Here is a 22,525-nt window from a genome sequence, read left to right as displayed (position 1 = left end):
GAAATCGCACACATGAACATGTACAAGTCGGCCCTTCGCGTGATGCTCTCCCTGGGGCTGGCCGGCATAGTCGGCCTCTGCCCGCTCACAAGCGCGGACCGCCGACCCACAGCGCCGGAGACGTCCGCGCTGTCCGCCGTCGGCTCCAAGTCCGGATCCATGCCGATCTGGGCCTCCGGGGAGGCCAAGCAGACGGTCTGAGATCCAACCGCCCAACACCACGCATGGAGCGCCAGGACCTTGAAGGTCTTGGCGCTCCCGTGCTTGCGGCGCGCGGAGTTCAGGCATCGTCAAGTCGCAGGTGGCGGCGCGTGCGGTGGAAGAACCAGGCCGGACACAACTGGGTGCGGCCAGGGCCCGGTGGGAAGATCTCGGCCGTGAAACCGAACAGGACCATGTCGCTGTCAGGCTCACCGGCCAAGCAACGGTCGGCTTCGGTTCGACACCCGCCCAAGGGCACCGCAGAGCCGGCTGCGACCCGTCCGGCCACACCGGCTTACAATCCCCTGTAATTCCACCGGGAACTGCGGTCGGCAAGACCGAGATCACCCCGCTGCCGAGCTGAGCCGAGATTTCGACGGAAAGCGGACTCGAATCCTGCGAGCAGGATCCCGGCGCCACCTTTGAACAGCGCGGCTCATTCCCTGACGCGCACAGTTCCGCCTCTACCGAATTCCTCCTCGGTCGGGCAGCTACGACCCCGGCAATGGATTGACACATTTCGAAGGTCACCAAAAGGCCGAGGGCCCGGTTCCCGCGAAAAATGGAAAGCCCGCGCCGCGCCAAGCATCTGGAAGTCGACTTTCGCGAGTCCCGCACTGGAAGAACAGTTCACGACTTCCGGAAGTGGGCTTGTCGGAGCAGTGTCGGCAAGCCTCTCTGCGGCCGGCGTCTGCGTGCCTGGCCGGCAGCTTAAGATCCGGAGAAAATACCGAGACCGGGAGAACTTCCTGCCATACGGAGCACCGACGCCGAACCCGGCCACACACAGGCATCGTTTGCGATAGCAATGCCTTCAGAGCTTCCATAGCGTCGCGGTTGCCCTTGGAGCCTCCCAGAAATTCGCCTGTCGGCATGAAACGATCGCTCCGGAAGTCAATCTCGGAAGAGATTTTTATCTGCACCGGCCCCCTGCGCGGTCCGGCCGGTGGGTCTCCTTGCGGAAACACATTCGGCAAATTTCTCCGGAAGGGGAGAATCGAAAGAAGGCCACCTTGACATAGTTTCCACCAGCGGAACGGATAATCTCGCCACACCGGCCCCGGCGCCCGGTCCGGGAATCGATCCCACTGATAGGAGATTTTTCTGCCTGTTCTCGGCTCCGTCGAACGGGCTGTCCTTCAAGGGCCCCAAAAGGGTTCGGACCGCCGAGACAGCTCCCGAAGGCCGTTGCATTCGGTGTGCTCGTGTGAGCATCCGAAAAGAACGGACCGGCATCTGGCAAAAAATTCACCCGGATTTCGGCCGGACTCACTCACTGCCCCGAATTCCGTCTGCGCACGGGCTTCGGGACCACTCCGGAGGTCCTGCCCCCGGGCCTGCGGCGCAGGCGCCGGGCGGGCGTTCCGAGCAGGGCTTCATGTACGCCTTCAGGCGCTCACGTGTTCGTGGCGCTTCCCAGGGCGACGGCGGCCTCTCCCGTGTGCATGAGGAAGGTCAGCGATGCCTGGAGGTAGAGCTGGATCGTCTCGGCGTCGTGGGAGAGGTAGCCGACCGATACGTCCTGGCCGAGGACGAGTTCGAAGTCGCCGCCGCGGGTGGAGAGCAGGAAGGCGCCCTCGATGGCGGGGGCCCAGATGATGTCGCCGTCGAGGAGGCGGGCGATGTGGTTGTGGACCGGGTAGCCGTGGTCGCTGGTTTCGTTGACGGCGGTGAAGGTGTCGGCGCCCAGGAGGAGTGAGTAGGGGCCGCCCACCCCGGCTAGGCGCAGGGCGGTCAGGGCCCGGCTTACGGCGTTCGGGAACTCGCGGACATCCTCGGGGAGTTGGATGGGCGGGTTGGTGGCGCCGACGCGGATTCCCTCGATTCCGGCGGCGCGGTAGCCCTCGAAGACGGCGCGGTCCTCGGCGAGGGCGATCGCACGCGCCGCGTCCTTGACGGGCTGCCAGTCGGCGTCCCGGGCTCCGCGCTCGACGGAGTCGACGGCGGAGCGGGCGACGGTGAAGGGGACGCGCAGCTCGACCAGGGGCTGGGCGTCGCGGGAGTGCGCGAGGACGCCGTTCGCCGGTGGGCTGATGCCGGTCAGGTGGCCGGTGCCCACGGCGGCGAGGGTGGTGCCGTCCGGGCCCCGCAGATCGACCACACGGCGGCCGGCGATGTGGAGCTTGAAGGTCTGTCGCGCCTCCTCCTCGATCTCCTCCCAGGCCGCGGCGGAGATGGGGGCGAGGTCCCGGTGCAGGTTGTTCATGGTGCGGAGATCCCTTTCAGGCTGCCGATGCCCAACGAGCCGTCGGCGATACGGAGAACGGTGCTGAGCGCGGTGCGCGGGGTCGCGGGAACAGCGGCGGAAGCAGCGGCGGGAAGAGCGGCGGGCGCGGGCGGCGGGGAGTCGAGGAAGCCCGCGGTCGGGACGAAGAAGAGCGACCCGGTGACGGCGGTGGAGAAGTCCAGGATGCGGTCGTGCCGGCCGGGCTCCCGGCCGGCGAACATGTTCCGCAGCATCTCCTCGGTCACCTCGGGGGTACGCGAGTAGCCGATGAAGTAGGTGCCGAACTCCCCTCCCCCGCCGAAGGATCCGAACGGCATGTTGAAGCGCATGATCTGGCGTTCCTCCCCGTCCGGTCCGGTGACCGTCGTCAGGGCGACATGCGAGTCGGGGGGCTTCACCTCGTCGTCCATCTCGATGTCGGCCAGCTTGGTGCGGCCGATCGCCCGTTCCTGCTGTTCCACCGGGAGGGCGTTCCAGGCGGCGAGGTCGTGCAGGTACTTCTGGACGATGACGTAGCTGCCGCCGGTGAACGCCTCGTCCTCGGCCCCGATGACGACGGCGGTCTCGGCGGCCCGGCCTTCGGGGTTCTCCGTCCCGTCGACGAACCCCATGAGGTCCCGGTCGTCGAAGTAGCGGAAGCCCTGTACGGAGTCGACCACGGTGGCCGCGCCGGCGAGCCGCTCGGTGAGTTGGCTCGCCAGCTCGAAGCAGAGGTCCATCCGGGAGGCGCGCAGGTGCAGCAGCAGATCGCCGGGGGTGGCCGGGGCCCGGTGGCGGGCGCCGGTCACCTCCTGGAAGGGATGCAGTCCGGCGGGTCTGGGGCCGCTGAACAGGCGGTCCCAGACGTCGGAGCCGATGCCGGTGACGCAGGTCAGCCCGCCCTCCGGGGCCCGGAACCCGACCGACCGGCGCAGGCCGGCCAGGTCGGGCAGCAGGTCTCGGACCGCCTGTTCACCACCCGGGTCCACGGTGAGCACCAGGAAGACCGCCGCACTGGTGAGCGGGGTGAGCACGGCTTGGGGTTGCACCGACGACGCGGACGACGCGGACGGCGCGGACGGTGGAGACGGCTGGGGCGGTGCGGCGGACGGTTCGGGCGGCATCACGGGCTCCAGGACGGCAGGACAAGGCGACAGGACGGGGAGACGGCGATCGGACAGCCCTCAGGCCGTCCGTGCGGCCTCCCCCTCGGCGCGGTGGTCGGCGAAGATCGGCCCCCTTGATCCAGGGGGCGGGCCGGCGGCCCGATGAAGACGTGCCGGGCCAGCGGAAAGCTGATCATGTATACGATTACACCGCATAGTGGACATTTAGGCGCAGCCAACACGCACCCGAATGGCCCTCGGCGAACGCTCCGTCCGGTGCGGGCCATTCGGAGCAGCGGGGTCACGGAGCCACGGGGTGCACACGGGGCCCGTGCCCGGGTACGCGGAAGGGGCGGGCCGAAGCCCGCCCCTCGTCCAGCCCGCGCGCCCTCAGACCCGCAGGGCCGCGAGCTGCTCGGCGAACGGCACCACGGCCTCCGCGCCGGCCGACCGCGCGGCAGCCGCCCGACCGGCCCCCGGCCGGTCCGCGCCGACCGGAGCGGGGCGGGCCAGCAGGGCCGCCAGCTCGCCCGCCGCGCGGTCGATCCGGGCCGGGAGGCCGCCGGTGTGACGGTCCCCCGCAGCGCCCCAGTCGTCGGTGGCCGCGTACACCGCGGTCGGCACGACGACCGACCGCAGATAGCCGAACAGCGGCCGCACGGCGTGCTCCAGGGCCAGCGAGTGCCGGGGGGTGCCGCCGGTGGCGGCGATCAGCACGGGCTTGCCCGCGAGCGCGTCGTGGTCGATCACGTCGAAGAAGGACTTGAACAGGCCGCTGTAGGAGGCGGTGAAGATCGGCGTGACGGCGATCAGCCCGTCCGCCGCCGTCACCGCCTCGATCGCCCCGCGCAGCGCGGCCCCGGGGAAGCCGGTCACGAAGTTGTGGGCGATGTCGGTGGCGAGGTCGCGCAGTTCGATCACCGTGACGTCGACACCGGTTGCGGCGCCGTCGAGTTGCCGGACCGTCGACTCGGCCAGCCGGTCGGCCAGCAGCCGCGTCGAGGACGGCTTGCTGAGCCCGGCGCTGACCACCACCAGCCTGAGCGTGCTCACTTTGCCACCTCCGCCGTCTCCTCCTGCTGCCGCGCGGCGAGTTCGGCCGCCACCCGGGCCGCGTGGGTGGGACCGTCCGGGACGCCGGCCGGCCGCCCCTTGGCGAACTCCGCCCGCAGCACCGGGACGACCTCCTCGCCGAGCAGGTCCAGTTGCTCCAGCACGGTCTTCAGCGGCAGTCCGGCGTGGTCCATCAGGAACAGCTGGCGCTGGTAGTCGCCGAACGACTCGCGGAAGGTGAGCGTCTTCTCGATGATCTCCTGCGGGCTGCCGACGGTGAGCGGGGTCTGCTCGGTGAACTCCTCCAGCGAGGGCCCGTGCCCGTACACCGGGGCGTTGTCGAAGTACGGCCGGAACTCCCGCATCGCGTCCTGCGAGTTCTTCCGCATGAACACCTGCCCGCCGAGGCCCACGTACGCCTGCTCGGCCGTGCCGTGGCCGTAGTGGGCGTAACGCTCGCGGTAGAGGTCGACCAGCTTCTGGAAGTGCTCCTTGGGCCAGAAGATGTTGTTCGCGAAGAAGCCGTCGCCGTAGTAGGCGGCCTGTTCGGCGATCTCGGGGCTGCGGATGGAGCCGTGCCAGACGAACGGCGGGACGCCGTCCAGCGGGCGCGGGGTGGCGGTGAAGGACTGCAGCGGGGTGCGGAAGCGGCCCTGCCAGTCCACCACCTCTTCGCGCCAGAGCTGGTGCAGCAGCGCGTAGTTCTCGATCGCGAGCGGGATGCCCTGCCGGATGTCCTTGCCGAACCACGGGTACACCGGCCCGGTGTTGCCGCGGCCCATCATCAGGTCCACCCGGCCCTCCGCGAGGTGCTGGAGCATCGCGTAGTCCTCGGCGATCTTCACCGGGTCGTTGGTGGTGATCAGGGTGGTCGAGGTGGAGAGGATGATGCGGTCGGTCTGCGCGGCTATGTAGCCGAGCATGGTCGTCGGCGAGGACGGGACGAACGGCGGGTTGTGGTGCTCGCCGGTGGCGAACACGTCCAGGCCGACCTCCTCGGCCTTGCGGGCGATGGCCACCATCGCCTTGATCCGCTCGTGCTCGGTCGGGGTACGGCCGGTGGTGGGGTCAGGGGTGACGTCGCCGACGGTGAAGATTCCGAACTGCATGCTGCTCACCACACTCCAGGTGGGCCCGGGCTTCAGGACCCGATCGTCAAAGTTTCAACCATCTTAGCACCGGCCCGCCCGCCGTTGTTCCCGGCCTCCCCCGAACCGCCGTCCGCTCCGACACGGCGGGCGCGGAGGCGGCCAGGGCGGCGCCGATCCGGCGCGGGGCACACAGACCGTGGACCCCGGTGCCCGGGCCGCCGAGCCCGTGGCGCGCGACAATGGGGGGTGCCGGGACGGCCGGCCCGGGTATCCGGAAGGGCGGCGAGCCGATGACGGCCTATATCGCGGTGAGCGCGCTGAGCCATGAGGGCCTGGTGCGGGAGCACAACGAGGACAGCCTGACGGTCGGGCCGTGGACACTCTGCGCCACCGTGACCACCAACCCGCAGACACTGTTGTTCCCGCTCGGCCCGCCCTGCGTGGTGGCGGTGGCGGACGGCCTGGGCGGACACCCCGGCGGCGAGGTGGCGAGTGCGCTGGTGGCCCGCCGGCTGGCGACCGCCGGGCCCGGACTGGACGGCGAGGAGGCCGTCCGGGAGGGGCTGCAGTCCTGCAACCGGGCGGTGTACGCCGCCGCGGCCGGTGAGCCGGAGCTCGCCGCGATGGGGACGACCGTCGCCGGTGTGGTGCTGCTGCCGGACCAGGCGGTGGTCTTCAACGTGGGCGACAGCCGGGTCTACCGGATCGCCGGGGACGGGCTGCGCCGGCTCAGCGTGGACGACAGCCCGCCGCTGCCGCCCGGGCGGCGCACCACCTCGGTGGTCACCCAGACGCTGGGCGGATCGCTCGGCCTGACCTTCGTCGAACCGCATGTGCGCAGCGCGCCGCTGGCGGTCGGCGACCGCTATCTGGTGTGCAGCGACGGGCTGACCGACCCGCTGCCGGAGGAGGAGCTGTCCGAGGTGCTGACGCGGCCCTACGAGGGCTCCGAACGGGCCGACGGGCGGGCCGCGTTCGAGCTCTGGCGGGCGGCGATCGAGGCGGGCGGACCGGACAACATCACGCTGGCGCTGGTGCGGATCGGCGAGTGAACGGGCGGCCGGCCCGGCAGCCGGGCGGCCCCGGCGGGGCGCTGGACGCGCTCCGCCGGGGCCGCCGTCGGCCTTGACCGGTCGGGGTCGCTCGTAGCCGGCCGGGCCTGCCCGGGGTCGCCGGTCAGAACTCGGTCGTGATGCTCACCCCGCCGAAGCCCTGCTGCGCGTAGAGGCTGATGAACACCGCACCGGCCGGCGGGTCGGTCACGGTGAGGGTCTCGCCGTTGCCCGCGCTGACGGAGCGCGCGGTGTAGGCGTTGGTGTACGCCCAGCCGCCGCTGTTGTAGTAGAGGTCGGCATTGCCGGTGCCCCCACTGCTGGTGATCTTCAGCTGCCGGGTGCCGGCCGGGACGTACAGGTAGAAGTGCGCGTAGTTGCCGGTGGTGGCCGCCGCGTTGCTACGACGGCAGTTGCGGTCGAGCTGGCGGGTGTCCGAGCCGGTGCACTCGGACAGGCCCGCGACGGTCACGGTGCGGCTGGTGGTAGCCGTGGCACCCTTGTCGTCCGTCACGGTGAGGGTGACGGTGTAACTGCCGGGCGCGGCGTACGTCTTCGACGGGTTGGCGGCGGTGGAGGTGGTGCCGTCACCGAAGTTCCAGGCGCGGGCGGCGATGGTGCCGTCCGCGTCGGTGGAGCCGTCGGTGAAGGTGGCGGTCAGCCCGCTGACGGCGGCGGTGAAGGCGGCCGTGGGCGGCTGGTTGCCGGGCGGGTTGGTGGTGCCGCCGCAGGCGCCGTTGGCGCAGGCGGTCAGCCAGGCGTCGAAGTCGGCGTCGTAGCGGGTGCCGATGGTGCCGGTCAGGTAGGCGCGGGCGCCGTTCCAGTCGCCCGTACGGTACTTGGCGAGCACGGCGTCCAGGTCGGAGCGGTGCTTCTCCAGCATGTAGCGGACGGCGAGGTAGCCCCAGCGGTAGACCCGCTCGGTGTCGGCGTTGTTGTAGGTGGTGTCGAACAGGGTGCTGAGGCTGTAGGTGTGCCGGGCCGCGGCGGCGATCGCCGCGTCGTAGTCGACCTTTCGGTACGAGTAGGAGACGTACTCGGCGAAGCCCTCGACCCACCAGACGGTCGGGGTCGTCATGCCGGCGTCGAAGTCGCCGTACATGTCGAACCGGCCGTCGAGGTAGTGGGTGTACTCGTGGTTGAGGTTCCAGATCTGGAAGTTCGGGCGCACCCGGTCGTCCTCGTAGGCGAGGAAGCGCGGCAGGTTGCCGGCCGTGGCCGGGTCGCCCTCCAGGTACATGCCGCCGTTGTTGGTGTCGATGCCGTAGATGATGGCGGCGAACACCCCGTAGTCGAAGGAGGAGTGGAAGACCACGACCTCGATGGCGGTGTTCTTGTCGTTCGCCACCGGACCGTTGTCGCGGGCCACCGTGTGGAAGTAGGCGTCCTGGCCGGTCAGGCTGGTGCAGGCACTGGTGAGCTGGGTGCTGTTCAGCGCCTGGGCGAGGATGCGGATGCTCGGGCTGCAGGTGTAGGAGACCGTGAGGTTGGCGGCCTTGAGGCGGTTCGCGGCGTCGCAGGTGCCGTAGTAGGCGCAGTTGCCGGCGTCGTACGCGTCGGCCATCTCCGCGACGGCGGCCCACTGGTAGGCGGTGCGGCCGGAGACCGAGGCCTGGGCGGCCAGGGCCCGGTCCAGCGGGCGGACCTTGGCCTGGAGCGGCGCGTACTGGAGGAAGCGGCCGAGCTCACGGGCCGCGTTGTAGACCAGCGAGCCGTAGTCGCCGCCGAGTTGGTCGTTGTTGGTGACGGCGAAGCTGTACATCGTGTCGAGCACGCTGGGGTCGGACTGAACGGCGCTCACGAACGCGGCGTTCTGGTGGCCGCGCCACAGGACGGTGTAGACGCTGTTGACGGCGTTGGCCATGCCGCTCGGGTTGTAGGTGGCGCTGTTGTAGTCGGTCAGGAGCCGCTTGACCACGTAGATGTAGCGGGCGTTCTCCTGCGCGCTGTCGATCAGCGTGACGGCCTCGCCCAGGATCGCGGCGTTGGCCGGGCTGACGTCCCGGGAGTGCGAGGCGACGAAGAACGCGTCGAGCGCGCTGCGGATCGCGGTCTGCAGGGCAGACCCGTAGGTACCGACGGCCGCGGGGTTGTACCACTGCACGTAGTAGCCCGCCCGCAGGTAGAGCACCAACTGCTCGACGGAGGTGGTGTTGTCGCCGGGGTACGAACCCGCCGCGTCACGCAGGGCGTAGGCCACGGTGGCCATCTGGGCCTCGCGGAACGCGCCGTACGCGTCGGTGCCGGTGAGACCGAACAGCTCGTTGACGCAGTCCAGATCGACGGACTTGATCTGCTGGGCGAGGGCGCTGCCGGTGCGGCTGGTGAAGTCCCCGACGTTGCAGGGCTGTTCGGCGGCGGGCGCGCTCCGGCCGGTGGCCTTGGCGGCCTGCTGCTCACCGCCGCGCCGGTCCGGGGTGAGCGCGAGCGGGGCTCGCTCGCGCGCCGGGACGGGCTTGTTGTCACTGTGGCCGTCACGGACGGCACCGAGGCCGGGCTGCGGGGCCGGGTCGGTGGGAGCGGCAGCGGCGCTGCCGGACTGCGGCGAGGCCGGGACGGGGGTGGCCTGGCTGCGCGGGGCGAACAGGCCGAGCGCCAGGACGAACGCCATGGCGATCGTCAACAGCCTTGCTATCTGAGGTAGTTGTAGGCGTCGTGCGGTACTCACGTGGGGGCCTCCGGGCCATCTTCGACCGCGTGGGGGCGCGGCCGTACAGGGGTGAGGACCGTTGCGGCGGAGCCCAGGGGGTGGCTCTGTCGCGCACACGGTGGGGAGTGTGACATGTACCATGGCATACATCACATGACCGTGGAAGGCCCCTGACGGCAAGAGACCGGGCCGAACCCGGGAGGTGCCGACGAACGGCCGCCGCGACGAGGCGTCAGCCGTCGTCACGGCGGCCGTCAAAGGCCCGGCGGAAACCCGCCGGAGCTACAGCCCGGCCAACCGCTCCAGTGGGAACGGAGGTTGGGCCAACGGCCGGGTCGCCATCCGCAGCAGGAGCAGCGGGCTGTCGTCACCGGCCGTCCGGTTGGCGCTCAACTCGTCGCAGGCGGTGCAGCGGTGGATGATGACCCACTCGCCGCCACCGCGCACGGAGATCGAGATCGGCTCCATCCGGGCCCGGCAGCCCGACGCCCGGTCGCCGGGGACGCGGTCGTCGAGGTGCAGGCTGTAGAGGCAGTTCGGGCAGTGGTTGCGGTGCGCCGTGCCGGGTGCGCGCATCGACACGTCGAGGCGGCAGTGCCGGCAGCGGAACGACTCGGCGGCCCGCTCGGGCCCCGGGCCGGCCGCCGGCTCCTGCGGGTCGTAACGGCGGGACCGGGCGTACGCGCGGAACTCGGCGTACTCGGAGTACTCGGCGCGACCGGCGTCGCCGGTGGGGCGTTCGGTGCGGCTACGGGGGTGTGGCGGCCGGTGTCGTCGGGACACGTCGGGGGCTCCCTGCGGGATGCGGGCGGACTGGGCGGCTCGGAAGAACAGAGCGCGGTCCGGCCACCCCGGGGTGGCGTCGCGGGCCGTCGGCCACAGGCCTCGGACGCGCGGCGAAGGCCCTCAGCCGAGCCGGGCGGGTGCCGGGCCGGACGGTGCGGGCTCCACCAGGGGTGCACGGAGAGCGCTCGCTGTCAGCCGGGGCACAAACCCACCACTTTCACCACATCGCCGGGGCCCGCCGCTCGCACATGGCAGGGGCTGCCGGTCGGACGACCGGCAGCCCCTACTCAAACCCGGCGGCCCGGCCGGGTGCAAGCGGATTTCCGGCTCGCACCCGGGGCCGGGCGGGTCACCCGCGTGGAGCGGTCACTTCCGCAGCAGCAGGATGACGCCGGCGGTGGCCAGGCCCACCACGACGGCGGCGGCGCCGTACGCCAGCCGGTGCGCGCGGAGCACGGGCAGGAAGCGGTCCACGGCGTAGCGGCCGGGACCGGTCAGGGCGAGCGCGGCGGCACCCGCGGTGAGCAGCAGCTCGTACTCGTTGCCCTTGGGGGCGAAGAAGCCGCCGCCCCAGGTGACGGCGATCGCGTTGACCATGGTGCCGAGGATCGCGGCGGCGGCCAGCGGGGTGAGCAGGCCGGCCGCGAGGGCGAGCCCGCCCAGGGTCTCGGTCAGACCGGCGACAACGGCCATGGCGTTGCCCGCCGGGTAGCCGCTCATGGTGAAGAACTGCCCGGTGCCGTCGAGGCCGCCGCCGCCGAACCAGCCGAACAGCTTCTGGCTGCCGTGCGCGGCCATGGTCAGGCCGAGGGCGAGGCGCAGCAACAGGAGGCCGGCGTCATAGGCGTGCGGGGAGGTCGTCGCGGGTGCGGGGGCGGCCCGGCCCGGGAGGACGGTGGTGGTGGGGGCGGTCGTGCTCGGGCTGGTGCTCGGCATGCGCGTCTCCATCAATCGGGGTCAGTCGGGGCAATGAGGGTTGGTCGCGGCCATCTGGTTCGGATGTAGTTCAAATTCGAACCGCCGCCATTCGACGGTACCTGGAAGTTCGAATTTGAACAACACGGTCTCCGGCCCGCGGGTCGCGGACCGGCCGGAACCCGGGGCAGGGTGGAGGCATGGCTCATCGCAGCGAACAGAAGCGGGCCGAACGGTCCGGCACGCCGTACGCCGAGGCCCTGGCCGCGTTCGGCGACCGGGTCCGGCTGGTCACCCCTCGCCAGTGGGACGCGCCGACGCCGTGCGCCGACTGGTCCGTCCGGGATCTCGTCAACCACCTCACCGGCGAACAGCTCTGGGTGCCCGAGCTGCTGATGGGTTCGACCATCGCCGAGGTCGGCGGCCGCTTCGACGGCGACGTGCTCGGCGACGACCCGGTCGCCGCCTGGACGGCCGCCGCCGACGCCGCCCGTGAGGCCTTCGCGGTACCGGGCGCCACCGAGCTGACCGTCCACCTGTCGTACGGCGACGTCTCCGCGCAGTACTACCTGGACCAGCTCACCTCGGACGCCGTCGTGCACACCTGGGACCTCGCCGAGGGCATCCGCCGCCGCACCCGGCTGCCGGCCGGCCTGGTGGAGTTCGCGCTCGGCGAGTTCACCGGGTACGGGAACCTCTCCGGCAGCGGCCTGTTCGACCCGCCGCTGCGGGTGCCGGCCGGCGCCGGCCCGCAGGCCCGTCTGCTCGCCCTCACCGGGCGGCGTGACCGGCCCTGACCTGCGGTGTTCCCGGACCGGCTGCCCGGCGTGGCGCGCGACGCCGGATACTGGAGGTGTCGGGGGGCCAGCACCGGACGAAAGGCGGGTGCGCCATGAGCCGCAGGCCGGACATCCTCGGCGAGTTCACCGCCGACCACCGGGCCGTGACGGAACTGCTCGACCGGGCCGAGGCTGCCCCGGACGGCGCGGCCGAGCGCGGCGAGCTGCTCGTCGCCCTGACCGACCTGCTGTTCAGCCACTGCGCCGCCGAGGAGGAGTACCTCTTCCCCGCCGTTCAGCACGACGTGCCGGACGGCGGGGCACTGGTGTTCACCAGCATCCACGACCACCTCGCGATCGGGCAGTACCTCGTCGACCTCCAGGGCCTGGGCCCCGGCGACCCGGCCTTCGGCGCGCTGTTCCGGGGGCTGGCCGACACCGTCCGCCGGCATCTGGCCGCGGAGGAGAAGCGGCTGTTCCCCGCCGCCCGCAAGGCGCTGCCCGCCGAGGCCCGGGCCGAGCTCGGCGAGCGGCTGCGGGCGGAACGAACGGCGGTCACCGAGGCCGGACCGTAGCGGGCGGCGGCCTGCGGGCCGGGGGACACCGCCCGGAGCATGCCCGCGCCCGCCGGGGCGGTGCCCCGGCGGGCGCGGACCCGGGCCGGCTCAGTTCTTGAGGCTGATCACCGCGAACCGTCCGCCCTCCGGGTCCTGGAGGCGGGCCACCCGCCCGTACGGCGAGTCGAAGGCAGGCCCGATCACCGAGCCACCGAGCGCCTCCGCCTGGGCCAGCGCCGCGTCGGCGTCCGGCACCGAGAAGAACACCTCCCAGTGCGGCGGCATGCCGGCCGGGCCGCCCGACTGCTCCTTGGCCAGGGCCGCGACGCTGTACCCCTCGGTGCGCAGCACCACCCGGTCGTGCTCCCACCGCACCTCGAAGCGCTCGGGGTCGCGGCCGTCCCAGCGGAACACCTCGCCGTAGAAGAGCGCCGCCGCGAAGGGGTCGGGCGTGCGCAGTTCGATCCAGACCGGTGCGCCCGGCAGCTCCAGCCGGCGGGCCCGGCCCGGCAGTCCCTCCCAGATCCCGAACACCGCCCCCGCCGGGTCCGCGGCCAGGACCACCCGGCCGGCGTCGAAGGCCAGCGGGCCCACCGCCAGGGTCGCCCCGCGCTCGCGGACCGCGTCGGCGGCGGCGTCGGCGCTCTCCGTTCCGAAGTAGCTGGTCCACGCCACCGGCATGCCCCAGCCACTGCCCGTGACCCCCAGCCCGGCCACCGCCTCGTCGCCGACCACCGCGTGCACATACGGCCCGAAGCGGTCCGGCGCGGGCTCGAACTTCCAGCCGAGCAACGGGCCGTAGAACGCTGTCGGCACTTCGAGATCGCGCGCCATCAGGCTCACCCAGCACGGAACGGCCGCCACACAGCGCACCTTGGCGGTCTCACGGCTGCTCATCGCGAACCTCCTCGACGCCCGGCCGCCGGGGCCGTCCCGGCTCCCACGGCCAACGGACCGCCCGGGCGCTTTCAGCCTAGGGCTTGTCTGACAGTTCGCGTCGCATCAGCGCGCGGCGTTGGACGCCCGGCTGGGCGTGCCGCCGGAGCGGCCTCGTACTGGACGTACTCGGCCGATTCGGCGGTGCGTCCGGGCGGGATGCCCGGCCTCGTGCGCGCGGCGGGAATGGTCAGACAAGCCCCAGGGGGCGAGGCGGGCCCGGCGCGGCACGGCACGCAGGTGGGACCGGCCGGTGCGGCGAGCTCGGCGCCTCAGAGCTCCGGGGTCTCCCGGAAGCCGTGGTGGCCGGCGCCCGGGGCGGTGGGGGCGGGCCGGCCGTGGCCGCAGGCCGGGGTGGCGGCGGTGCTCGCGGCGGGGTCGAGGGAGAGGTGGGCGGCCGGGCCGGCGCCGTGGTCGAGCCGGGCGACGAGGTGGAGGCGGTCGTCGTCGGCCGTGCCGGCGGGCCGGTCGCCCTCGGACCAGGGTGGTTCGGTGCGCGGGCCTGGCCGGTCGTAGAGGGCGAGGACGGTGAAACCGTTGACGGCGAGCAGGTAGCGGAGCTCCTGGGGGAAGAGCAGCCGCCAGGCGGAGTGCTGCTCGACCGGTGCGCCGCCGTCGGTGGTCCAGATCCTGGTGCGGCGCAGGAGTTGGGCGGCATGGTCGATCCACAGCGTGGTGTGCGAGGTGTGGGTGACGCCGTCCCGGGTGACGGTGTCGGTGCGCGGGGCGTCGAGGAGTTCGGTGCGGCCGAGGAAGAAGGCGCCGTTGCGCATCTCGGCTACCAGCAGTCCGCCGGGCCGCAGGTGGTGGCGGAGCCGGCCGAGCAGGGCGTCGAGGTCGTGGTTGGTGTGGCAGTAGAGCAGGGCGCTGTCCAGGCAGAGCGCGGCGTCGAAGCGGCCGTCGAGGCTGAAGTCCCGCATGTCGCCGACGTGGTAGTCCGGACCGGGGTGGCGGCGGCGGGCGTACCGGATCATCGCCTCGGAGCTGTCCAGGCCGGTGACCCTGCGGCGGGCGGTGCGGTGCAGCCAGCCGGCGTCGCGGCCGGTGCCGCAGCCGAGGTCGAGCACGTCCGGCCCGGCGCCGTGGTCGCGGAGTACCGACTCGGCCCACCGGGCGGCCGTGAACTCCGCGTCGGGGAAGCGCAGTTCGTACAGCTCGGGGGTGTCGGTGAGCAGGTTGCGGCCGGTCATCGGGCCTCGCAGGGAGTGGGCGGACGGGGGCGTGGCCGAGGCGGACGGCCGGGAAGCGGACGGGCGGGCGGGCGCCGCGGCGCCCTCATGACCCGGCCTCCGGATCGGCGGGCCGGACACCGAGGCCGGCCCGGGCGGCGGTGCGGACGGTGCCGTCGGCGCCGCCGATGCCCCGCCAGGGGTCGTGGGCGAGCAGCAGGTGCCCGTCCAGGTCCACCCAGCGGGCGCGGTCGGCCAGGTGGACGGCCGGGGCGATGCCGAGCGAGCTGGCGACGAGGCAACCGAGCATGAGGTCGGTGCCGCTGCCCCGGAGGGCGGCCTGGATGCGCAGCACCTCGTGGACGCCGCCGCACTTGGCGAGCTTGAGGTTGACGCCGTGGACCCGCCCGGCGAGGCGGACGGCGTCCTCGTAGCCGACGGCGTCCTCGTCGGCGATCACCGGCAGCGGGGAGCGTTCGGCGACTGCGGCGAGCGCGTCGGGGTCGCCGGGGGCGATCGGCTGCTCGACGGCCTCGACACCGGCGTCGGCGAAGGCGGCCAGGAGCCGGTCGGCCTGGTCGGGTGTCCAGGCGCCGTTGGGGTCGAGCAGCAGCCTCGCGCCGGGGGCGGCCTCGCGGACGGCCCGGACGCGGGCGAGGTCGGCCGCGGGGTCCGCGGAACCGGCCTTGATCTTGAGGACGGTGAAGCCGGCGGCGGCGAGCTCCCCGGCCCGGGCGGCGGCGCGGGCGGCGGGCTGGATGCCGATGGTGCGGGCGGTGGCGGCGGCCACCGGGCCCGCCCGGCCCAGGAGCCGGTGGACGGGGGCGCCGGCCCGGCGGCCGGCCAGGTCGAGCAGGGCGGCCTCGACGGCGGCCAGCACACCGGCCGGCAGCCCCTTGAACGGTGCCGCCCCGCGCCGGAGTTCGGCGATCGCCTGCTCCGGGTCCGGGATCCGTTCGAGGTCCGCGCGCAGGGCCTCGACCTCGCGCAGGATGCGGGAGGTGGGCAGCCGGAGGTAGTCGCTGCTGACGACCTCGCCGTGGCCGGTGAGGCCGTCGTGGCGCAGGGCGAGCCGAACGGCGTCGCGCTGGGCCGTCACCGAACGGGAGATCCGCAGCGGCTCGGCGAGGTGGAGCCGGACGGTGTGGACGGCGAGCCTCATCGGGCCCCCTCGCGGTGGCGCGCGCGGTCGGTGCGGCAGCGGGCCCAGCCAGTGGCCTCGGCGGCGGCGGGGTGCGGGAGTTCGGTCGGGCGCGGGGCGGCGCGGTCGGGGTCCAGACCGTGCCGGTGGCAGAACCCGTCGTCGTAGACGGTGCCCAGGTAGCGGTGCGGGCCGTCGGGGAAGACGGTGGCGACGACCTCGCCGGGGCGTGTGCGGGCGGCCCAGGCGGCGACCAGAGCGACGGCCCCGGTGCTCCAGCCGCCGCTGACGAAGTTGCCGCGGGCGAGGCGGCGGCAGGCGTCCACGGCCTCGGCCGGGCCGACCCAGTGGATCTCGTCGAAGGCCTGGTGGGCGACGTTGCGCGGATGGATGGAGCTGCCGAGGCCGCGCATCAGCCGGGGGCGGGCGGGCTGGCCGAAGATGGTGGAGCCGACGGAGTCCACGCCGATGATCCGCAGCTCCGGCCAGCGGCGGCGCAGCGGTTCGGCGAGCCCGGCGCTGTGGCCGCCGGTGCCGACGCTGCACACCAGCACGTCCAGGTGGTCGAGTTCGGCGGTGATCTCCTGCGCCATGGCATGGTAACCGGCCGCGTTGTCGGGGTTGTTGTACTGGTCGGGCCAGTAGGCGTCGGGCAGCCGGCCGAGGACGGTACGCAGCCGGGCGAGCCGGGCGGCCTGCCAGCCGCCGTGCCGGGCGGGCCGCTCGACGAGCTCCAGCCGGGCGCCGTAGGAGCGCAGCAACTGGCGCATGGACGGTTCGAGTTCGGCGTCGCCGACCAGCACCACGGGGTGGCCGAAGGCCTGTCCGGCGAAGGCGAGGCCGATGCCGAGGGTGCCGGAGGTGGACTCCACCACCGTGGCGCCGGGCCGCAGTTCGCCGCGGGCGTGGGCGCCGCGGAGCATCGCGACGGCTGAGCGGGCCTTCATGCCGCCGGCTCCGAGGCCCTCCAGTTTGGCCCAGAAGCCGGGGTGGGGGTGCGGCAGCGGGGTGCTGATCCGGGCGAGCGGGGTGCGGCCGAGCAGCGGCAGCAGGTCGGGGTTGCCGAGGCCGGCCGTGGCGAGCAGGGTGGTCATCGGGCGCCACCGCCGTACAGGTGGAGGACGGTGGGCCCGCCGTCGAGCCAGAAGAAGGGGTACGGTTCGGCGCTGACGGCGCTGACGCCGTCGCCGAGCAGCCGGGGCAGCACGGCGCTGCCGGTCTGGGCGAACAGCACCAGCGGGGCGCCGGTGGCCCGGGCGTGCGCGAGCAGCGGGTCGAGCGTGCCGTTGCCGAGGGTCATGCCGGAGGCGAGGACGGCGTCGCAGTCGCCGAGCCGGGCCAGGGCGTCGGTGTGCACCGGCTCGCCCCATTCGGTGGTGCCACCCTTGAGGTCGCACGGGACGTACTCGACGCCCTGCGAACGCAGCTGTTCCAGCAGGGAGTTGACGACTCCGACGACGAGCACCCGGCGCACCCCGGGCGGGAGCAGGCCGATGACGGCGCGGGCCCGGGCGCGGGACTTCGTCAGCGAACCGCCGGCCGGCAGGGCGACCGGGCGGGCGCCGTGGGCGGGGGTGTGCGGACGGCAGTGCATCAGGTAGGCGTCGAGGGCGGCGACCCGGACGGGGGTGAGGGGGTGGTCGAGCAGTTCGGCGACGTCGGCGCCGACGCAGTCGGTGAGCGCGTCGGCGGGCAGCTCACCGGGTTCGACGGCGCAGGAGCCGACGGCGGCGCCGAGCCGCAGGCTGAGCACCTCGTTGCGGTAGCCGTGGGCGCGGCCGGCGTGCCGGACGGCCTGCGTGGTGCCGAAGGCGAGGGCGATCCGCTGTCCGGCCGGGTCGGGCCCGTACACGCCGGCCCGGACCTGGGCGGCGATCCGGTCCAGCGCGGGGGCGGGGGCGGTGGTCGTCACGCGGGCACCGCCCGCTCCTCGGCCCGGCCGGCGTAGCGGGGGGTGAGGCCGGAGAGCAGCCGTTCGGCCTCGCGGCGGGCGCCGGCACCCTCGGGGTCGGCGGTCATCACATGGCCGAGGTACTCGTTGTTGCTGGTGGCGGGCCGGACGTCGCGGCCCGGCCCGGCGAGGGAGAGCTCCACGACGGCCGGGTCGCGGCGCACCGCCGCCTCGCCGTCGAAGCCGTCCAGCAGACCGGCCCGCCCCTCCCCCGGCACCAGGAAGGCGATCGCGGCACTGGCGACGCCGGTGGGGCGGGCGGTGAGGTCGGGCCGGCCGCCGAGGGCGACGTCCACGCAGGCGGCGGCCAGGTCGATGCCGGTGACGCGGCGGACGAGTTCGGTGATCCGGTTCCCGGCCGGGCGCGGGTTGACCTCGACCACCCGGGGCCCGGCCGGGGTGAGCTTGATCTCGGTGTGCGCGACGACCTGGTCCAGCCCGAGCGCGGCCAGCGCGGCGACGGCCGTCCGGGCGGCGGCCCCGGCATCGGCGGGGTCGAGCGCGGCGGGGAACATGTGGCCGGTCTCGATGAAGGCGGGCGCGCCGCCGACGCTCTTGTCGGTGACCCCGACCACATGGGTGGCGCCGTCGGCGGAGACGGTCTCGACGCTGACCTCGGGCCCGGTGAGCAACTCCTCCAGCAGGGCGACGGGGGCCCGGCGCTGGCCGCGCGCGTTGACCGGGAACGCCTCCAGGGCGGTGAGCGCGACGGCGAGCTCCCGCTCGTCGACGACCTCGCGGACCAGCATGCCGGCGCACAGGTCCACCGGCTTGACCACCAGCGGGAAGCCGATCTCCCGGGCGGCGGCGAGGGCCTCCCCCCGGTCGGCGCAGAGCGCGTACGCGGGCCCGGGCACCCCGGCCGCGCCGAGCGCGCGACGGGTGAGGTCCTTGCGGCAGGCGGCGGTGACGGCCTCGGGCGCCGGCCCGGGGAGCCCGAGGTGCCGGGCGACCAGCGCGACCGTGGGCAGGTAGTAGTCGCAGGAGGAGAGCACGCCGTCGAAGCCGAGCACGCCGTGCAGCCGCTCGGCGTACGGGAGCAGGGCGGCCGGGTCGTTGGTGTCGGCGGTGAGGACGTTCTCGGCGGCGAGCAGCGGGTGCGGCGCCCCGGCCGGGGTGGCGCGCAGATAGTGGTGCAGGTCCCGGGTGAGGAAGGTGAACCGGTGACCGCCCTCTCCCAGCGCCCTGGGCAGCAGAGTGCTCATGGAGCCGACCCAGCTCTCGATCATCAGCAGATGCGCCACGGATCTCCCTCTCGACGGGTGCGGCAGGCCGGCCCGGCATGCCGAGGGAGAACATAACGGGATCCATTTTCATTTTCAACACGGTTCGGACGCGGCGTCAGATGACATCCGTTTTCATGTAGTCTGCCGCGCGTCGACCCCCTCCACCTGCCCGTCCACTCCCTTTCGGAGTTATCTGATGATGCGTCATGTCGATTACGAGATCAGGCCGGCACTGCCCTCGGACGTCCCGGGCGCCCGTCGGCTGATCCTTGACACGTTCTACCGGGAGTTCGGCTACGGCTACGTCCCGGACTGGCACGCCGACGTGGTCGACCTCCAGGGGTACTACCTGGACCACCCCCGCCACGCGCTGCTGGTGGCCGTCCACCGCGAGGAGGTGGTCGCCACCACGGCGCTGCACTCCACCGGGCCCGCCCACCCACCGCACCCGCGCGCCCTCTCCGAGCGCTACCCCGACGGCACCACCGCCCAGCTCGTCCGGGTGTACGTCCGGGCCGAGCACCGCCGGCACGGACTGGCCCGCGAACTCGTCCGACAGGCCTGCGAGTTCGCCGCCGCCGAGGGCGGGTACGAGCGGCTCTACCTGCACACCAACACCAGGATCCCGGGCGCCGAGCCGTTCTGGCGCAGCCTGGCCGAGGAGGTCCATGACGCCCGCCCGACCGGCGAGCACGGGCCCGGCGTGGCCACCGTCCACTTCGAGATCCCGCTGCGCCGCCCGATGGCGGCCGGGGGCGGGGCGGTACAGCGGGTGACGGTCTGAACCGGACGACCGGAGCACACCCCGGCCACCCGGCCGGAGAGATGTGACACAGATCACGCCCGCAGGTGAAATTTCCGGGGAGTGAATCCCCGTTTGGTCCTTCGTAGAGGAAAGCGGGGAGGATTTCCCCAGTACTCTGATGGAGGAGCATCGCCGTGAGCACCGCAGCAGCCGCCGAGCAGGTCCGCGCCGTGGAGCCCGTTCGCGCACCCAAGCTGCGCGCGGACGCGTCCCGCAACCGTGAGCGGATCGTCCTGGCGGCCCGTGACGCTTTCGTCGAACACGGCGCGGACGCGCCGCTGGACGAGATCGCGAAGCGGGCGGGCGTCGGCAACGCCACGCTGTACCGGAACTTCCCGGACCGCGCGGCGCTGATCCGTGAGGTGGCGCTGCTCGTCAAAAACCGTATCCTGGCCATCGCCGAGACGGCGACGGCGGAGGGCGACGGCCCGTTCGACGCTCTCCAGCGGTTCGCCCACGCGACGGTCGAGGAGAAGGTCGGCGCGCTGTGCCCGCTGCTCACCAACCGGGTCGACCCGTTCGACCCGGCCCTGGTCGAGGCCCGCGAGCGTCTGACGGCTGCCGTCGGCAGCATGATGGACCGCGCCCGCGAGGCGGGCGAGCTGCGCCCCGACGTCGACCACGGTGACCTGTTCATCGCGATGAGCCAGCTCACCCGGCCGCTGCCGGACATCTCCTGCCACCTGCTCAACGACTTCGTGCACCGGCACCTGCAGCTGTTCCTGGACGGCCTGCGGGCGCCCGCCCGCTCCACCCTGCCCGGCCGGGCCGCGACCTTCGAGGACTTCAAGCCGCACCACTGACAGCCCCAGCACCACGATCACGGCGACTCCGGCGCCGGCCCACCGGAGACCGACCACCACAGCGCGCCGCGAGGACGCGCCGACAGCGGCCGGTCGGCACCTCCGGCCCCGCCGCGCCCTCGCACGCCATCTGTCCTGATCCGCACGTCATCCGTCCGATCCGTACGCCACGCACCGTGAAGCGAGTACCCCCATGCCCAAAACCGACTCCACACCGCCGACGCAGGCCGCGCCACAGCCCGATCCGAGGCGCTGGAAGGCCCTGATCTTCATCGGCCTCGCCCAGCTGATGGTCGTCCTCGACGCCACCATCGTGAACATCGCCCTGCCGTCCGCGCAGAAGGACCTCGGCATCACCGACGGCAACCGCCAGTGGGTCATCACGGCCTACGCGCTCGCCTTCGGCGGCCTGCTGCTGTTCGGCGGCCGGATAGCCGACCTGTGGGGCCGCAAGCGGACCTTCGTGGTCGGCCTGACCGGCTTCGCCCTCGCCTCCGCGCTGGGCGGCGCCGCCGCCAACACCGCGATGCTGCTCGGCGCCCGCGCCCTCCAGGGCGTGTTCGGCGCGCTGCTCGCACCGGCCGCGCTCTCACTGCTCGCGGTGATGTTCACCGAGGCCAAGGAGCGCGCCAAGGCGTTCGGCATCTACGGCGCCATCGCGGGCGGCGGCGGCGCGATCGGCCTGATCCTCGGCGGTCTGCTGACCGAGTACCTGAACTGGCGCTGGACCTTCTTCGTCAACATCCCGTTCGCCATCGTCGCCGCCGTCGGCGCCGTCCTGGTGATCCGCGAGCCCTCCGAGGGCCGCAACCGCAACCGTCTGGACATCCCCGGGGTGCTGCTGGTCACCACCGGCCTGGTCGCCCTGGTCTACGCCTTCACCCGGGCCGAGTCGGACGGCTGGAGCTCCGGCGTGACGATCGGCCTGTTCATCGCCGCCGGTGTCCTGCTGGCCGCGTTCGTCGTCGTCGAGCGGGTCGTCAAGGCGCCGCTGCTGCCGCTGCGGGTCGTCCTGGACCGCAACCGCGGCGGGGTCTACCTGTCGCTCGGCCTGGCCGTGATCGGCATGTTCGGCCTGTTCCTCTTCCTGACCTACTACCTGCAGATCGTGCTCGGTTACAGCCCGGTGCTGACCGGTGTAGCCTTCCTGCCGATGGTGGCGGGCATGATCACCGGCTCGACCCAGATCGGCGCCCGGCTGATGACCCGGGTCCCCGCGCGCTTCCTGATGGCGCCCGGCTTCCTGGTCGCCTCGATCGGCATGCTGCTCCTCACCCAGATCGACCTCGACACCTCCTACCCGGCGCTGATCCTGCCCGGCCTGATCCTGATGGGCCTCGGCATGGGCACCGCCTTCATGCCGGCCATGAGCCTGGCCACGCACGGCGTCCAGCCGCGCGACGCGGGCGTGGCGTCCGCCATGGTCAACACCTCCCAGCAGGTCGGCGGCGCCATCGGCACCGCGCTGCTGAACACCATCGCGGCCAGCGCCACGGCCACCTGGCTGGCCGCGCACGCCGGTGCCGCGACGTCCCCGGCCGCGGCCCAGGCGGCACAGTTCCAGGGCATGGTGCACGGCTTCTCGACCGCGATCTGGTGGTCCTTCGGCATCCTGCTGACGGCCGCCGCGATCGCCTTCGTCCTGGTCAACGCCGGGCGCCCCGACGGCGCGACGACCGGTTCGGCCACGGGCGAGGAGGACAGCAACCAGGTGCCGGTGCTGGTGCACTGACTCCTGGAGGTACTCGGGCGCGAAGCGGCCCGTCCGGTGTTGCGACGTCGCGACACCGGACGGGCCGCTCGGCGTTTCACGGCCCCCGGCCCCCTCTCCGGCTCCCCCGCCCTCCGGCTCCGTCCCGGGAACGACCCCCGGCTAGAAACGGGGATCATCCCCCGTTTATGGTGGTGACAGCTCGAAACGGGGAATGATCCCCGCTTCTTTTGGAGTGAGGTGCGTGGAAATGACCCGGAATCAGCCTCCTGGACGCGGCCGACGGGCCGCCGACTGGACGGACGGCCGGCTGGGGATCTACTCCCTGGCCAGGGCCAACCTCCGCAAGATCTTCCCGGACCACTGGTCCTTCATGCTGGGCGAGAT

20 protein-coding genes are annotated in these 22,525 nt (G+C 72.8%); 7 read left to right on the top strand and 13 right to left on the bottom strand.

The annotated features are described in order from the left end of the window. Window positions 1-12 precede the first annotated feature (12 nt). Complete coding sequence (locus AB0P06_RS33600) at window positions 13-201, top strand: hypothetical protein (protein ID WP_363614180.1); 189 nt, start codon at window positions 13-15, stop codon at window positions 199-201. A gap of 1,396 nt (window positions 202-1,597) precedes the next feature. On the opposite strand, the gene AB0P06_RS33595 is transcribed toward AB0P06_RS33600, so the two are convergent. The 4 genes from AB0P06_RS33595 to AB0P06_RS33580 all read right to left on the bottom strand — a co-directional run bounded on the left by AB0P06_RS33595 (window position 1,598) and on the right by AB0P06_RS33580 (window position 5,675). Beyond that, the gene (locus AB0P06_RS33595) at window positions 1,598-2,407 is read right to left on the bottom strand and encodes a family 1 encapsulin nanocompartment shell protein (RefSeq protein ID WP_363614178.1); all 810 of its coding nucleotides are present in this window, start codon (window positions 2,405-2,407) and stop codon (window positions 1,598-1,600) included. Then, window positions 2,404-3,531: a Dyp-type peroxidase gene (locus AB0P06_RS33590; RefSeq protein ID WP_363614176.1), complete on the bottom strand. Its 1,128-nt coding sequence runs from the start codon at window positions 3,529-3,531 to the stop codon at window positions 2,404-2,406. Before AB0P06_RS33590 ends, AB0P06_RS33595 begins: the two co-directional genes overlap by 4 nt. A 372-nt stretch (window positions 3,532-3,903) precedes the next feature. After that, window positions 3,904-4,566 (bottom strand): FMN reductase, encoded by a 663-nt coding sequence (locus AB0P06_RS33585; RefSeq protein WP_363614174.1) that lies wholly within the window; start codon window positions 4,564-4,566, stop codon window positions 3,904-3,906. Next, window positions 4,563-5,675 carry an LLM class flavin-dependent oxidoreductase gene (locus tag AB0P06_RS33580; protein ID WP_363614172.1) on the bottom strand — a complete coding sequence of 371 codons (1,113 nt, stop codon included), beginning with the start codon at window positions 5,673-5,675 and terminating at the stop codon, window positions 4,563-4,565. The genes AB0P06_RS33585 and AB0P06_RS33580 overlap by 4 nt, the downstream gene beginning before the upstream one ends. Window positions 5,676-5,947: 272 nt before the next feature. Here AB0P06_RS33580 and AB0P06_RS33575 point away from each other — a divergent pair, with 272 nt between their 5' ends. Beyond that, window positions 5,948-6,709, top strand: a complete 762-nt coding sequence (locus tag AB0P06_RS33575; protein ID WP_363614170.1) for a PP2C family serine/threonine-protein phosphatase — start codon at window positions 5,948-5,950, stop codon at window positions 6,707-6,709. 124 nt (window positions 6,710-6,833) lie between these two features. Here the strand turns inward: AB0P06_RS33575 and AB0P06_RS33570 are convergent, their stop codons facing one another. From AB0P06_RS33570 to AB0P06_RS33560, 3 genes are all read right to left on the bottom strand, one after another. Further along, entirely contained in the window at window positions 6,834-9,320 is a 2,487-nt protein-coding gene (locus AB0P06_RS33570; protein WP_363614192.1) for a collagenase, read from the bottom strand. Between the two features lie 321 nt (window positions 9,321-9,641). Then, window positions 9,642-10,142 carry an RNHCP domain-containing protein gene (locus tag AB0P06_RS33565; RefSeq protein WP_363614168.1) on the bottom strand — a complete coding sequence of 167 codons (501 nt, stop codon included), beginning with the start codon at window positions 10,140-10,142 and terminating at the stop codon, window positions 9,642-9,644. 369 nt (window positions 10,143-10,511) lie between these two features. Continuing rightward, a complete protein-coding gene (locus AB0P06_RS33560) occupies window positions 10,512-11,081 on the bottom strand; it encodes a DoxX family membrane protein (RefSeq protein ID WP_363614166.1) in 570 nt (189 codons plus the stop codon). Between the two features lie 179 nt (window positions 11,082-11,260). On the opposite strand from AB0P06_RS33560, the gene AB0P06_RS33555 reads away from it, so the two are divergent. Together AB0P06_RS33555 and AB0P06_RS33550 are read left to right on the top strand one after the other, a co-directional pair. Beyond that, a complete protein-coding gene (locus AB0P06_RS33555; protein ID WP_363614164.1) occupies window positions 11,261-11,857 on the top strand; it encodes a TIGR03086 family metal-binding protein in 597 nt (198 codons plus the stop codon). Between the two features lie 95 nt (window positions 11,858-11,952). Beyond that, window positions 11,953-12,414, top strand: coding sequence for a hemerythrin domain-containing protein (locus AB0P06_RS33550; RefSeq protein ID WP_363614162.1), 462 nt, complete (start codon window positions 11,953-11,955; stop codon window positions 12,412-12,414). A 90-nt stretch (window positions 12,415-12,504) separates the two neighbouring features. Here the strand turns inward: AB0P06_RS33550 and AB0P06_RS33545 are convergent, their stop codons facing one another. The 6 genes from AB0P06_RS33545 to AB0P06_RS33520 all read right to left on the bottom strand — a co-directional run bounded on the left by AB0P06_RS33545 (window position 12,505) and on the right by AB0P06_RS33520 (window position 18,837). Then, a complete protein-coding gene (locus tag AB0P06_RS33545) occupies window positions 12,505-13,293 on the bottom strand; it encodes a VOC family protein (protein ID WP_363614160.1) in 789 nt (262 codons plus the stop codon). Between the two features lie 311 nt (window positions 13,294-13,604). Next, a complete protein-coding gene (locus tag AB0P06_RS33540) occupies window positions 13,605-14,522 on the bottom strand; it encodes a class I SAM-dependent methyltransferase (RefSeq protein ID WP_363614158.1) in 918 nt (305 codons plus the stop codon). A gap of 85 nt (window positions 14,523-14,607) precedes the next feature. Beyond that, a complete protein-coding gene (locus tag AB0P06_RS33535; RefSeq protein ID WP_363614156.1) occupies window positions 14,608-15,663 on the bottom strand; it encodes a dipeptide epimerase in 1,056 nt (351 codons plus the stop codon). After that, window positions 15,660-16,736 carry a pyridoxal-phosphate dependent enzyme gene (locus AB0P06_RS33530; protein WP_363614154.1) on the bottom strand — a complete coding sequence of 359 codons (1,077 nt, stop codon included), beginning with the start codon at window positions 16,734-16,736 and terminating at the stop codon, window positions 15,660-15,662. Before AB0P06_RS33530 ends, AB0P06_RS33535 begins: the two co-directional genes overlap by 4 nt. After that, window positions 16,733-17,554, bottom strand: a complete 822-nt coding sequence (locus AB0P06_RS33525) for a DUF364 domain-containing protein (protein WP_363614152.1) — start codon at window positions 17,552-17,554, stop codon at window positions 16,733-16,735. Before AB0P06_RS33525 ends, AB0P06_RS33530 begins: the two co-directional genes overlap by 4 nt. Beyond that, window positions 17,551-18,837: an ATP-grasp domain-containing protein gene (locus AB0P06_RS33520; RefSeq protein ID WP_363614150.1), complete on the bottom strand. Its 1,287-nt coding sequence runs from the start codon at window positions 18,835-18,837 to the stop codon at window positions 17,551-17,553. The genes AB0P06_RS33525 and AB0P06_RS33520 overlap by 4 nt, the downstream gene beginning before the upstream one ends. A gap of 181 nt (window positions 18,838-19,018) precedes the next feature. On the opposite strand from AB0P06_RS33520, the gene AB0P06_RS33515 reads away from it, so the two are divergent. From AB0P06_RS33515 to AB0P06_RS33505, 3 genes are all read left to right on the top strand, one after another. Beyond that, the gene (locus tag AB0P06_RS33515) at window positions 19,019-19,603 is read left to right on the top strand and encodes a GNAT family N-acetyltransferase (RefSeq protein ID WP_363614190.1); all 585 of its coding nucleotides are present in this window, start codon (window positions 19,019-19,021) and stop codon (window positions 19,601-19,603) included. 155 nt (window positions 19,604-19,758) lie between these two features. Further along, window positions 19,759-20,427 (top strand): TetR/AcrR family transcriptional regulator, encoded by a 669-nt coding sequence (locus AB0P06_RS33510; protein ID WP_363614148.1) that lies wholly within the window; start codon window positions 19,759-19,761, stop codon window positions 20,425-20,427. Between the two features lie 193 nt (window positions 20,428-20,620). Further along, the gene (locus AB0P06_RS33505; RefSeq protein ID WP_363614145.1) at window positions 20,621-22,159 is read left to right on the top strand and encodes an MFS transporter; all 1,539 of its coding nucleotides are present in this window, start codon (window positions 20,621-20,623) and stop codon (window positions 22,157-22,159) included. The last annotated feature ends 366 nt before the right edge of the window (window positions 22,160-22,525 follow it).

Source organism: Kitasatospora sp. NPDC088351 (genome assembly GCF_040685575.1).
In the GTDB taxonomy this organism is placed as follows: Bacteria; Actinomycetota; Actinomycetes; order Streptomycetales; family Streptomycetaceae; genus Kitasatospora.
This window is presented reverse-complemented; position numbering and strand designations above follow the sequence as displayed.

Coding starts and splice junctions, on each gene's coding strand:
- AB0P06_RS33600 (WP_363614180.1), top strand. CDS start 13: ATGAACATGTACAAGTCGGCCCTTCGCGTGATGCTCTCCCTGGGGCTG.
- AB0P06_RS33595 (WP_363614178.1), bottom strand. CDS start 2,407: ATGAACAACCTGCACCGGGACCTCGCCCCCATCTCCGCCGCGGCCTGG.
- AB0P06_RS33590 (WP_363614176.1), bottom strand. CDS start 3,531: ATGCCGCCCGAACCGTCCGCCGCACCGCCCCAGCCGTCTCCACCGTCC.
- AB0P06_RS33580 (WP_363614172.1), bottom strand. CDS start 5,675: ATGCAGTTCGGAATCTTCACCGTCGGCGACGTCACCCCTGACCCCACC.
- AB0P06_RS33575 (WP_363614170.1), top strand. CDS start 5,948: ATGACGGCCTATATCGCGGTGAGCGCGCTGAGCCATGAGGGCCTGGTG.
- AB0P06_RS33570 (WP_363614192.1), bottom strand. CDS start 9,320: ATGGCGTTCGTCCTGGCGCTCGGCCTGTTCGCCCCGCGCAGCCAGGCC.
- AB0P06_RS33560 (WP_363614166.1), bottom strand. CDS start 11,081: ATGCCGAGCACCAGCCCGAGCACGACCGCCCCCACCACCACCGTCCTC.
- AB0P06_RS33555 (WP_363614164.1), top strand. CDS start 11,261: ATGGCTCATCGCAGCGAACAGAAGCGGGCCGAACGGTCCGGCACGCCG.
- AB0P06_RS33550 (WP_363614162.1), top strand. CDS start 11,953: ATGAGCCGCAGGCCGGACATCCTCGGCGAGTTCACCGCCGACCACCGG.
- AB0P06_RS33545 (WP_363614160.1), bottom strand. CDS start 13,293: ATGAGCAGCCGTGAGACCGCCAAGGTGCGCTGTGTGGCGGCCGTTCCG.
- AB0P06_RS33540 (WP_363614158.1), bottom strand. CDS start 14,522: ATGACCGGCCGCAACCTGCTCACCGACACCCCCGAGCTGTACGAACTG.
- AB0P06_RS33535 (WP_363614156.1), bottom strand. CDS start 15,663: ATGAGGCTCGCCGTCCACACCGTCCGGCTCCACCTCGCCGAGCCGCTG.
- AB0P06_RS33530 (WP_363614154.1), bottom strand. CDS start 16,736: ATGACCACCCTGCTCGCCACGGCCGGCCTCGGCAACCCCGACCTGCTG.
- AB0P06_RS33515 (WP_363614190.1), top strand. CDS start 19,019: ATGCGTCATGTCGATTACGAGATCAGGCCGGCACTGCCCTCGGACGTC.
- AB0P06_RS33505 (WP_363614145.1), top strand. CDS start 20,621: ATGCCCAAAACCGACTCCACACCGCCGACGCAGGCCGCGCCACAGCCC.